Here is an 11811-nt window from a genome sequence, read left to right on the forward strand (position 1 = left end):
TCTATTCCATTTTTCTTTTTTGAGCAATGAGATTTTCCAAAGCCGCAAGTGCTGCATCAACATCCCCAAGATTGCTAGATTCACGAATTAACTTACTTTGCTTTTGCAAATCTCTTTCTTGGAGCAGGCGATTGCGTTTTTGAATAATTTCCTCAATTTCATTAGGGGCAACATCTTCTGGTAGATTTTCTTCTAACACTTGATAATACATCTGCCGCGTTCGGTCATCTAGCTGCGCTAAATCATAGGAAGTCACCTCACCTTGTTGCATCAACAAATCATAAAGTGTCTGCAATTCTTGGGTATCAAAGGTAAATTCTTCCCGATTTCTAAATTCATTAAGAAGATAATCATGCGTCAACAACCGTTGCATCAATTGACTCTCTGCTTTCATAATCGCAGAGATATTCTTTGATATTGGCAATTCAACGACCGTCACTCTTTGCTTAGCAGCTTCCGACTGAAGGGCTGAACGATTTTGAAGTCGCTCGCTGTTTACCGACTGTTCAACTTGATAATAATCAAAGTCAGGCAATAAATCAGCCACCATATTAATATACGAATTTTGTGCTGTAATTGACGGCGATTGTGCAATAATCCTAGAAATTTTTTCCACATAAGCAATCTCAGCCTGGAGATTATCACTATTTTCCGGTTTTAAGTAATGAATAAAGAATTCAGTACTGCTAATGCGACTATTTTCAAGCAAGTTAGCTAGGGCTTGAGGTGAATTCTTTTGAATGAACTCATCTGGGTCCATCTGTTCAGGAACTCGCACAATTTCAACATTAAAATCTTTTAAAAATTCCAAAGACTTAGCAATCGCATTCTGCCCAGCATTATCACCATCATATGTTAAAATAACTTTTTTAGCATATCGTTTTAAATGTCTGACGTGTTCAGGTGTTAATGCCGTCCCCATCGAGGCAACAGCATTTTCAATACCAGCGCGATAAGCCGCAATAACGTCCATGAAACCTTCCATCAAGTAAACTTCATGTTTTTTAGACATAACCGGACGAGCTTTATCAAGATGATACAATTCATAAGACTTATTAAATAAAGCTGTCGACCTTGTGTTCTTATACTTAGCTTGCTGACTATCTAAATCCTCTTTCGTCCAAATACGCCCAGAAAAAGCAACCACCTGACCATTATCATCCGTCAAAGGAAACATGATACGATTTTGAAACGCATCATAAACTCGATTGGTACGTTCAGACAAATTAAAAAGACCTGTAGCCATCAAAGCATTCTCTTCATAACGTTTTGCAAGAGATTGATAAAGAAAATCAGGCTCATTTGGCGACAACCCAATATTGAAATAATCAATCAATTCATCCGTCAAACCACGTTGCGCTAGATAAGCTTTCGCTTCTTGACCTTCTTTTGTTGTTTTTAAAACAGCATTGTAAAACTTAGCCGCATCCTTATGAATATCAATAAGAACTTGGTTAGGATTTTGCGGTTTTGCTTGTGCTTGCTGTGTTTCAACCTGCAAAGGAATTCCAGCACGTTCAGCGACACGATGAACACTCTCTAAAAAACTAATCTGATGATATTCCTCTAAAAACTTGTAAACATCCCCAGATTTTCCGCAACCAAAACAATGAAAAAACTGCTTGTCTTCAATAACATTAAAAGATGGCGTTTTTTCCTTATGAAATGGACATAATCCTATATAGTTGCGTCCTGCACGTGTAAGATTGACCACTTCGCCAATAACATCAACAATATTAACGCTATTTTTTATCTCGGTAATTAACTCTTTGTCAATTGCCAAAAGATCACCTCCACGCACTATTCCCATTTTAGTTTTGTATTTCATTATACCATTTTGATTCAGATTTGTAAATTCTCAAAAACCAGACTTTAGCACATAATTTTGGTATAATAATACTAATAAAACATACAGGAGGTTTTTCGTATGATTAAAGAACTCAAAGAATTTTTGTTCAAAGCAAACGTTCTTGATCTCGCTGTCGCTGTTGTTATGGGGGCTGCTTTCAACGCTATCGTAACATCACTTGTTAATGATGTCATTACACCACTTTTCTTAAACCCAGCTCTAAAAGCTGCTGGTGTTGCCAAAATAGCTGACCTTTCTTGGAATGGTGTCGCTTATGGTAGCTTTCTAAGTGCTGTTATCAACTTCCTTATTGTTGGTACAACACTATTCTTCATCGTCAAAGCTGCTAACGCCGCTGCTGCTCTTACTAAGAAAGAAGAAACTGAAAAAGCAAACGAAGATGCCGCTCCAACTCAAGAAGAACTTCTTACAGAAATTCGCGATTTGTTGAAAGAAAAATAATCTTTATCAATCGTTAAAGCATAAAAAGAGACGCCTAGCTTAGCGCCTCTTTTCTTTGTATCTAATGTTTAATTAGAATTTTTTACGTTTGCGAGCTGCTTCTGATTTGCGTTTACGTTTTACAGAAGGTTTTTCGTAGAATTCACGTTTACGTGATTCTTGAAGAGTCCCAGCTTTAGTCACAGAACGTTTGAAACGACGAAGTGCATCGTCAAGTGATTCGTTTTTACGTACTACTGTTTTTGACATATGTTTCACCTCCTCAAGACATTGTAACATTTACACGTTCCTTACCATGATACATGAATTATATCAAAAAGTCAATCTAAAAACCGCATTAAATGACAATTTTTGCGATTTCTCCTAGTCCACTAAAATAATATTTTAAAATAGAAAAAAAGAGCCGTAAATCAGCTCTCTTTTATTAGTCTTCAATTTCATTTGCTGTCAATTTTGCAGCGTCTGAAATGTACTGTTTGTATTTATCGTCTTTAGCTAATTTTTTGATAACTTTATTAACTGTCTTAACCATTTTGCCACTACCTTTTGGCATTGCTACTGCTTTAGCGTCTCCATCACTAGTTTTTAGAGCAAAACCTGCAAGAGCAATATCTGAGTTTTGTGACAAGTAACCTTCAGCAACTGGTTTTTCAAGGTCAACCGCTTGAACTTGACCAGATTTCAATTCATTAATGGCTTCACCCATTGCTGTTAGAGAAACGATTTTTGAATCTTTCAATTGGTCTTTAGCCAAACCTTCTTCGATAGTTCCTTTTTGAACTGCTACTTTTTGACCTGACAAGCTACTAATTGAAGTGAATTTATCAAGGTTGCTTGTTTTGACAAGAATGGCATTTTCAGTTTCGTAGTACGGGTCTGAGAAATCGTAAGCATTTTTACGTTCCTTAGTTGCTGACAAACCAGAAATCGCAATATCAGCTTTACCAGTTTGAAGACTTGAAAGGACGTTATCAAAACTCATTGAAGACAATTCAAGTTTAACGCCAAGTTCGTCAGCAATGGCTTTCGCCAACTCAACATCAGCACCGACAATAGTATCTTTGCCATTAACCAAAGCTTTAAACTCAAATGGTGCATAGTCTGGACTGATTGCAACAACTAATTTACCTTTTTTAACCACTTTTTCTTGCAAATTTTCATTTGATGAAGATCCACAAGCTGCCAAGGCAAAAACAGAGACAAGCGCAAGTGCCCCTAGAACAAGCTTTTTAATTTTCATATTTATTCTCTCTTCTCTTAATATTATCTCTATTTTATCCATTTTTGAACGATTAGTCAATGATTTTTGAATAAAAATTCATTCATTTAAACATAAAGATAGTAACTCTAGTCCCTTTTCTAAAGTCTCTTTTTTACATGAATATCCTAATCTAACATATCCTTCTCGCTCAAAACGGTTTCCAGGAACCAATAAGACACCGTAATTTTTGAGCAGAGTCAGGCAAAATTCTTCAATTGGACAATCAACCTCCAATTTGACAAATGAAGTCGGCACTTCTGCTGGTCTTATATAGGAAGCTTTTTTCTCTTTTTTTATCCATTTGTCAAGAATTTCAAGGTTCTGTCTGATGATTTTGCGATTACGCTCTAGAATTACGTCCTTATGTTTCAAAGCTAAGCTAGCAACCATATCGTCAAACACACCCGCACAAATCATGGTATAGTCGCGATAATCACGCAAAATATCAGTTACTTTATCACAAGCGGCCACCCAGCCGACACGAATTCCTGGCAGTGAAAAGGTCTTAGAAAGACTATTTACCGAAATCCCCTTTTCATACAAATCAATAATCGACGAAACTTTTGTGTCCGTAAAAGGACGATAAACCTCATCAGCCAAAATATAAGCTCCGCAAGATCTAGCAATAGCGACTAATTCACACAGATAGTCATCATCCATAACAGCACCCGTCGGGTTATTGGCATTATTAATGCAAATCATTTTGGTATTTGGACGAATCAATTGACGAAGTTCTGTTAAATCTGGTAACCACTTATTTTCTTCACGGACCTGCCATAAATCAACCTCTGCTCCCAAAGATTTTGGAATATCATAAAGTTGTTGGTAAGTTGGATACAAAGAAATCACATGATCCCCAGGTTCAATCAAACCATACAAAACCAGCATATTCGCACCTGTGGCACCGTTGGTTTGGAGAATTTGATTTTCAGTCACAGATTCATATAATTGACTGACCGCCTTTTTAAATTCTGGAGCCCCTTCAATCCAGCCATAATTTAATTTTTTAGCAAGTAATTCCTGATAAAAAGACGTTTCAGACTCCCCTGTCAATTCAAATAATTCTTGCAATGTTAGAGCTTCTATTGACACACCTGCAATGTCATACACAGCTTCTCTTTCGTGGCTATTGAGCCATTCTTCGACTCCAAATCGTGGTAATTTCATCGCTTACCTCTTTTGACTTTCTAAGATTATTTTACCATCCGTAAGGAAAAACTGAGAGCAATAACCCTCAGTTTCTTTTCACTTCATTATTCTGATTCAGAACTACTCTGCGTGTAAGTTGAAGCTTTTTCAATCCAAGCATCAAACTCACCTGATTTCTTAGCTTTCTTGATAACTTTATTTACAGAAGCAATTAACTTTTTATCAGTTCCTTTAGCAAAGGCTACAGCATAAGCATCTGTATCAGTTGATTTCAATGGCATATCTGCGATGGCTAAATCAGGATTTTGAGAAATATAGCCCTCAGCAATCGCTTTTTCTAGCACAACTGCCTGAAGTTGATTATTTTTCAATTCATTAATCATTTCACCGTTTGAAGTTAGTGAAACTAGACTTGAACTTGGTAATTGGTCTTTGGCAATGTTTTCTTGAATTGACCCTTTTTGTGCACCAACAGATTTTCCTGCCAAGCTTTCAAGACTTGTATAAGTCGCTAAATCAACTTTTTTAAGAATCACGACATTTTCTGCTTCATAATAAGCATCTGAGAACTCGTAAGCTTTTTTACGTTCATCTGTCACTGAAATTCCCGCAATAGCGATATCAGCTTTACCAGAAGTCACAGAAGCGAGAACGTTATTGAAGGACATCACTGAAAAATCAGCTTTAACATCCAATTCTTTAGCAATTGCCTTAGCTAGTTCAATATCTGCACCAACCAAGGTATCTTTTCCATCAATTAAAGTTTTAAATTCAAAAGGTGCAAATTCTGATTCCGTCGCGATGACGATTTTACCTTTATTTTGAATACTTTTTTGACTTGTTCCTGACGTTGAACAAGCTGTCATCGTTCCTAATGCTAAAAGTAGAAACAAACCTCCTAAAAACTTCTTCATATCATTTTCTCCTTAGTTACTTGATTCACTAGTTGACAAAGCATATGCTTCTTGAACAAATTGATCAATTTTCCCTGAATCTTTCAAGTCTTTGATAACTTTATTGACCTCTTTAGTCAATTTGTCGTCACCTTTAGGAAGTGCTACAGCATAAGCATCCGCGTCATCATTTTTCAACTTGATATTGGCAATTGTCAAATCATCGTTATTAGCAGCGTAACCTTCTGCAATTGGTTTTTCAAGGACAACTGCTTGGATTTGACCATTTTTCAATTCATTAATCATTTCGCCATTTTGTGTCAAAGCAACAACTTTTGAACCTTTCAATTGTTCAGAAGCCACATTTTCTTGGATAGATCCTTTTTGAGTTCCGACAGACAAACCAGCTAATGAACTTGTTTTTGTATATTTATCAACATCTGTTTTCTTAATCAATACAACATTTTCTGATTCGTAATAAGCTTCTGAGAAATTATAAGCTTTTTTACGTTCAGGCGTTGCTGAAATACCTGAGATAGCCACATCAGCTTTACCTGATTGAAGACTTGCCAAAACATTATTAAATGACATTGAAGAGAATTTCACTTTAACACCAAGCTCTTCACCGATAGCTTTTGCAATCTCTACATCCGCACCAACAATAGTATCTTTGCCATTAACTAAAGTTTTAAATTCAAAAGGTGCGAATTCTGGATTCATAGCAACGACAAGAGTTCCTTTATCTTTAATATCTGAAACTGATGTATCTTTTTGATTACCTGATCCACAAGCTGTCAATAAAAAGGCTGAGGCAACGAGGGCTAACCCACCAAACATTTTACTTACTTTCATAGTCATTTTCTCTTTTCTTTTTTGATATGTATACATTTTATGTAATATTTATACATTTGTCAACCCTGAATTTATAAAAATTCAATATTTTTTGTATTTTTCTGTATATACATAAAACGCGAGGTCTTTTTATCAACCTCACGTTCTTGTTTATACTCTATTTAATCTTATTTGCTGTGCCAAATTTCATCGTTGTACTGTTCAATAGTACGGTCTGATGAGAAGAAACCAGCCTTAGCAATATTTTTGATAACTTTAGTCATCCAAGATTTTTGATCTTCGTAATCAGCAAGCATTTGTTCTTTAACAGCAATGTATTCTTTAAGGTCAATCAATGTCATGAACCAGTCTTTGTTAATCAATTCATTATAGAGACGTTCAAGACGTTCAGCATTACCATGTTTAACCAATTCATCACTAACAATAAAGTCTACTGCTTCTTTGATGACAGGATCATTTTCATAGTAATCAGTTGCTACGTAACCTTGAGTTGCATAAAGATCAATGATTGTATCTGAATCTTTACCGAATGTATAAATATTATCCATACCAGCAAGTTCAGCGATTTCAACGTTGGCACCGTCCATTGTACCAAGCGTCAAAGCACCATTAAGCATGAATTTCATGTTACCAGTACCTGAAGCTTCTTTAGAAGCAAGAGAGATTTGTTCTGAAATATCTGTCGCAGGAATCAAGTGTTCAGCTACAGTAACATTGTAGTTTTCAACTAAGTGAACATTTAGGTATTTGTTTACTTCTGGGTCGTTGTTAATCAATTCAGACAAGCAAAGAATCAAGTGAATAACATCTTGTGCAATGATATATGCTGGAGCTGCTTTACCACCAAAGATAACAGTGATTTTGCGTTCTGGAAGGTTACCACGTTTGATTTCAAGGTATTTATGAATAACATAAAGAGCATTCATTTGTTGACGTTTGTACTCGTGGAAACGTTTGATTTGTGTATCAATGATTGAGTTTTCATCAAGTTCGATACCTTTATTATCTTTAAGATAACGTTTAAGCGCCAATTTGTTATTGTGTTTGATTTCAGCAAGTTTTGCATGAACAGCTTCGTCATCAGCGTAAGCAAGTAGTTTTTCAAGCTTAGTAGCATCAGTAAGGTATTCATCACCGATAAGCTCTTTAAGGTAATCCGCTAAATCTTGGTTAGCAAATTCAAGCCAACGACGGAATGTGATACCGTTTGTTTTGTTGTTGAATTTTTCAGGGTAAATATCATAGAATGGTTTCAATTCACTGTTTTTAAGGATTTCAGTGTGAAGAGCAGCTACACCATTTACTGAAGTTGAGAAGTGAATGTCCATGTGTGCCATATGAACACGACCTGATTCATCAATGATTTGAACAGCTGGATCTGAATATTGACTAGCAACAAGTTTGTTTAATTTTTCAATGATTGTTACCAAGTGAGGGACAACTTCATTGAGGTAATCAAGAGGCCATTTTTCAAGTGCTTCTGCCAAGATTGTGTGGTTAGTATAACCAACCATACTTTTCACGATTGAAACAGCTTCTTCAAATTCAATACCATGTTTTTCAGTCAAAAGACGAATCAACTCAGGAATAACCATTGATGGGTGAGTATCATTGATTTGAACATAAGCGTAGTCAGCCAAATCGTGAAGATTTGAACCACGTTCAAGAGCTTCATCAATCAACAATTGTGCAGCATTAGATACCATGAAGTATTGTTGGTAGATACGAAGCAATTCACCATTGCGGTCTGAATCATCTGGGTAAAGGAAGAGTGTCAAGTTCTTCTTGATTTCAGTCTTATCAAATGAAATACCATCGTGAATCAAACCGTAGTCAAGCCCATCAATATCAAACAAGTTCAAGTAGTTTTTAGTATCGCGTTTGTAACCAAGAACATCAATACGGTCAAGACGAGATTTAAGTGTAAAGTCTTTAAATGGAACATCGTAGCTGATATCAGTTGGCACAAGCCATGAATCTTTTTCAATCCAGTAGTTAGCTTCTGCTTCTTGTTGGTTATCAACGAAGACTTGTTTGAATAGACCACAGTGGTAGTTAAGTCCGACACCTTCACCGTTGATACCAAGAGTTGACATTGAATCGATGAAACATGATGCCAAACGTCCAAGACCACCGTTACCAAGTGATGGTTCAAGTTCGACATCTTCTACTTCTGCAATTGATTTACCAGCTGCAGCAAGTTCAGCTTTAACATCTTTATAGATACCAAGGTTAATCAAGTTATTTGACAAAAGTTTACCAATAAGGAATTCAGCAGAAATGTAGTAAACTTTGCGTTTAGCTGTATTTTTTGGTTTTTCGGCAGCTAATTCTTTAACGTAGTGCAAAAGCGCTACATAGATATCTTCATTGCTCAATTCAGCAAGTTTTTGGCCTTTCGAAGTTACGTAATCTGTAAATTTAGTTGTCATTGTAATATCCTTTTTCTTTTTTATTTAAATGTATTTTTGCGGCTATAAAGGGCAGTAATGTCTTTCAAGAAAGCTTTGCGTTCATCTGTCAAATCTTCTTTTAACATACGCCATTGCCAGTTGCCACCAACAGTATTTGGAATGTTCATGCGAGACTCAGCTGGTTTGTCTAGGATGTCTTGCATAGTTGCAATTGCAATATCACTAACCGTTGCAAACAAGGTACGAAGCATTGTTTGTGTGATTGGTTCGCCTTCATGACGATGTGTATAAGCATCAACAAATGCTTTTTGTTCATCAGTCAAGTTATCGTACCAACCATTAACCACTTCATTATCATGTGTGCCGTTATAAGCAACGCTATTTTTATTGCAGTTATGTGGAGCATCGATACTCTTACCTTCGGTATCATAGAAACCAAATTCAAGAATCTTCATACCTGGGAAAGCAGTGTCAGTTAACAATTGCTCAGCTTTGGCATCAATATAACCGAGGTTTTCTGCAATAATAGGAAGTTCGCCAAGCTCGTCACGTACGACATCAAACAAAGCGCGTCCTGGACCAGGTTGCCAGCTACCATCATTTGCAGTTTCGTAATCGCCACGAATTTCCCAATAATCTGAGAAACCTTTAAAGTGGTCAATACGAAGAAGGTCGTAGAGCTTAATCCCCTCTTTAATACGGTAAACCCACCAAGCATAATTTGTTTTCTTGTGATTTTCCCAATCATAAATTGGATTTCCCCAAAGTTGACCATCATCACTAAATGAATCCGCAGGAACACCAGCAATACAAAGTGGGTTCTTTTCAGCATCAACTTTGAAAAGTTCGGGCATTGTCCAAACTTCTACGCTATCAGCAGAAACGTAGATTGGCATATCACCAATAATCTTAATGCCTTTTTCATTGGCATAAGCTTTTAAATCATCCCATTGTTGGTAGAAGAAATATTGAGTGACTTTATGGTAAGTGATAACGTCTTTTAATTTTTCACGATAAGTTTCAAGAGCTGCTTCTTCGCGACGAACAACTGCTTTGTCATCCCATTCTTGCAAAGCTTTATTGCCAAAGAATTCTTTAATAGCCATGAATTCAGCATAATCTTTCACCCATGTCGCTTCTTTTTCGAATTCTGCTAGAGCTTTTTGGTTATCAGAATTTTGCATAAATTCTGCAACTGCTTTCTCTAAAATTGGACGACGAGCTTCAAAAATGCGAGCGTAATCAACATTTTCTAAATCATCTCCAAAGTTGACTGTTTCATAATCTTCTTTTGCTAAAAAGCCTTGTTTGGCAAGTAATTCTAAATCAATTAAATGAGTGTTCCCAGCTGTTGCTGAGAATGATTGATAAGGGGAATCACCATAACTTGTCGTTGTTAATGGTAGGATTTGCCAGTATGTTTGGTCAGTTTCAACCAAGAAATCAACAAAGTTATAAGCTTCTTGACCAAATGTTCCCACCCCTTGTTTGCCGGGTAATGATGTGATATGCATCAGTACACCACTTGCACGTTTTTCCATATGTTTTCTCCTTTATCAACGATCTTTACACTGCAAATTATAACGCAAGCGTTTGCGTAAGTCAATCATTTTTTGCAAAAAAATATAAAAAAACACCTTAACTGCTAAAACTAATAGCAATTAAGGCGTTTATTTTCATTCATAAAAACCGCTAGAAAGGGATTTTATTTGTCTTCAACATGCAATTGACGGACACTTTCACGCTCTCTCAAGGTAAAAGGAACAATGATTTTTTCGGTAATCGCCGTTTCAGGAGATTTAATCAATTCAACCAATCGTCTGAAACTAGTTCGACCTAAATTAGCAACATTAATATCAAATGTTGTCATATAAGGGTGAATCAAAGTGGAATAGGCTGAGTTATTGAAAGTGATAATTGAAATATCATCAGGAACCTTCAATTGATAATAAGACAAGAACTGTGCTAATCGAACTGAAATTGTATCAGCAATCACAATCAGAGCCGTTGCTTTACTTGATTCAATTTTTTCAATTAATGCTTCCAGAATCATTGGATCTCTACGATCGAACAAAAGTGCTTTATCGCTTGTCAGACCAAGCTTTTCCATACCTCGAAGGTAACCAAAATAACGTTCTGATGACACTTCAGATTTTAAATCATCCGTAACAAATAAAATCTCACGGTGACCTTTTTGATAAAGGTATTCTACCGCTTTTTTACCCATTAGTTGGTTATCATTATCTATATAAGTAATATCATTTTCGAAACCTTCGGGAGCACCGACAATCACAAAAGGTACATTATTATCCATTAAATACTTACGAACTGGATCTTCTGGATCAGAGTATAAGATAATAAATCCGTCTACACGTTTTTGGCGATACATTAATTTTACTTGTTCTTCTAATTCATCAACTGTCATACCGGTTGCAATAGAAACTGTAAAATCATTTAATTTCGCTTCACTAGTTATAGTAGAAAGAATTTGCATAAAGAATGGTTCGTTTAAACGATCTGGTGTGATTAACGGTGGAAAAATCAAACCAACATTATACGTTAGCCCACTGGCTAACATTTGGGCAGCCACATTAGGAACATAACCTAACTCTGCCATCGCTTTCCGAACTTTGTCTTTTGTTTTCTGAGAAATGGATTTATTATCCTTCAAAACACGGCTAACCGTCGAAGGATTGACGCCAGCTTTAGCCGCTACATCTTTAATTGTAACCATCTAAGTCTCCTTTGCATCTTACATTTTATAATAGATTTACTGTACTGACAAGGTTTTAGAGGTAAAAACTCTTATTTTTATCCCCTATTATACATAAATAAGATATTTCTGCAATTGTTTGCCCTATTTTGTGATATTTTTTAGAAAAATATTGTTTTTTCAAGCTATTTTATAGTAAAAACTGACCAATATATATC

10 protein-coding genes are annotated in these 11811 nt (G+C 36.0%); 1 reads left to right on the forward strand and 9 read right to left on the reverse strand.

Annotated elements, in window-relative coordinates:
* Nucleotide 1: 1 nt before the first annotated feature.
* Nucleotides 2-1810 (reverse strand): DNA primase, encoded by a 1809-nt coding sequence (gene dnaG, locus E0E02_RS08875; protein ID WP_346503944.1) that lies wholly within the window; start codon nucleotides 1808-1810, stop codon nucleotides 2-4.
* Nucleotides 1811-1927: 117 nt separating this feature from the next.
* Between dnaG and mscL the strand changes: the two genes are divergently transcribed.
* Entirely contained in the window at nucleotides 1928-2311 is a 384-nt protein-coding gene (gene mscL, locus E0E02_RS08880) for a large conductance mechanosensitive channel protein MscL (RefSeq protein ID WP_074563973.1), read from the forward strand.
* A gap of 72 nt (nucleotides 2312-2383) precedes the next feature.
* Here the strand turns inward: mscL and rpsU are convergent, their stop codons facing one another.
* From rpsU to E0E02_RS08920, 8 genes are all read right to left on the reverse strand, one after another.
* Entirely contained in the window at nucleotides 2384-2560 is a 177-nt protein-coding gene (gene rpsU, locus E0E02_RS08885; RefSeq protein WP_000048058.1) for a 30S ribosomal protein S21, read from the reverse strand.
* A gap of 175 nt (nucleotides 2561-2735) precedes the next feature.
* Nucleotides 2736-3551: a transporter substrate-binding domain-containing protein gene (locus tag E0E02_RS08890; RefSeq protein WP_074563974.1), complete on the reverse strand. Its 816-nt coding sequence runs from the start codon at nucleotides 3549-3551 to the stop codon at nucleotides 2736-2738.
* A 78-nt stretch (nucleotides 3552-3629) separates the two neighbouring features.
* A complete protein-coding gene (locus tag E0E02_RS08895) occupies nucleotides 3630-4739 on the reverse strand; it encodes an aminotransferase (protein WP_133018407.1) in 1110 nt (369 codons plus the stop codon).
* A gap of 86 nt (nucleotides 4740-4825) precedes the next feature.
* Nucleotides 4826-5635 (reverse strand): transporter substrate-binding domain-containing protein, encoded by an 810-nt coding sequence (locus E0E02_RS08900; RefSeq protein ID WP_133018408.1) that lies wholly within the window; start codon nucleotides 5633-5635, stop codon nucleotides 4826-4828.
* Nucleotides 5636-5647: 12 nt separating this feature from the next.
* A complete protein-coding gene (locus E0E02_RS08905; RefSeq protein ID WP_346503940.1) occupies nucleotides 5648-6466 on the reverse strand; it encodes an ABC transporter substrate-binding protein in 819 nt (272 codons plus the stop codon).
* Nucleotides 6467-6633: 167 nt separating this feature from the next.
* Nucleotides 6634-8898: a glycogen/starch/alpha-glucan family phosphorylase gene (gene glgP, locus E0E02_RS08910; protein WP_074560560.1), complete on the reverse strand. Its 2265-nt coding sequence runs from the start codon at nucleotides 8896-8898 to the stop codon at nucleotides 6634-6636.
* 20 nt (nucleotides 8899-8918) lie between these two features.
* The gene (gene malQ / locus E0E02_RS08915; RefSeq protein ID WP_133018410.1) at nucleotides 8919-10421 is read right to left on the reverse strand and encodes a 4-alpha-glucanotransferase; all 1503 of its coding nucleotides are present in this window, start codon (nucleotides 10419-10421) and stop codon (nucleotides 8919-8921) included.
* Between the two features lie 164 nt (nucleotides 10422-10585).
* On the reverse strand, nucleotides 10586-11614 hold the full coding sequence (locus E0E02_RS08920) for a LacI family DNA-binding transcriptional regulator (RefSeq protein ID WP_074481566.1): 1029 nt from the start codon (nucleotides 11612-11614) through the stop codon (nucleotides 10586-10588).
* Between the last annotated feature and the right edge of the window lie 197 nt (nucleotides 11615-11811).

It is taken from the genome of Streptococcus sp. KCJ4932 (genome assembly GCF_004352745.1).
In the GTDB taxonomy this organism is placed as follows: Bacteria; Bacillota; Bacilli; order Lactobacillales; family Streptococcaceae; genus Streptococcus; species Streptococcus ruminicola.

Coding starts and splice junctions, on each gene's coding strand:
- dnaG (WP_346503944.1), bottom strand. CDS start 1,810: ATGGGAATAGTGCGTGGAGGTGATCTTTTGGCAATTGACAAAGAGTTA.
- mscL (WP_074563973.1), top strand. CDS start 1,928: ATGATTAAAGAACTCAAAGAATTTTTGTTCAAAGCAAACGTTCTTGAT.
- rpsU (WP_000048058.1), bottom strand. CDS start 2,560: ATGTCAAAAACAGTAGTACGTAAAAACGAATCACTTGACGATGCACTT.
- E0E02_RS08890 (WP_074563974.1), bottom strand. CDS start 3,551: ATGAAAATTAAAAAGCTTGTTCTAGGGGCACTTGCGCTTGTCTCTGTT.
- E0E02_RS08895 (WP_133018407.1), bottom strand. CDS start 4,739: ATGAAATTACCACGATTTGGAGTCGAAGAATGGCTCAATAGCCACGAA.
- E0E02_RS08900 (WP_133018408.1), bottom strand. CDS start 5,635: ATGAAGAAGTTTTTAGGAGGTTTGTTTCTACTTTTAGCATTAGGAACG.
- E0E02_RS08905 (WP_346503940.1), bottom strand. CDS start 6,466: ATGAAAGTAAGTAAAATGTTTGGTGGGTTAGCCCTCGTTGCCTCAGCC.
- glgP (WP_074560560.1), bottom strand. CDS start 8,898: ATGACAACTAAATTTACAGATTACGTAACTTCGAAAGGCCAAAAACTT.
- malQ (WP_133018410.1), bottom strand. CDS start 10,421: ATGGAAAAACGTGCAAGTGGTGTACTGATGCATATCACATCATTACCC.
- E0E02_RS08920 (WP_074481566.1), bottom strand. CDS start 11,614: ATGGTTACAATTAAAGATGTAGCGGCTAAAGCTGGCGTCAATCCTTCG.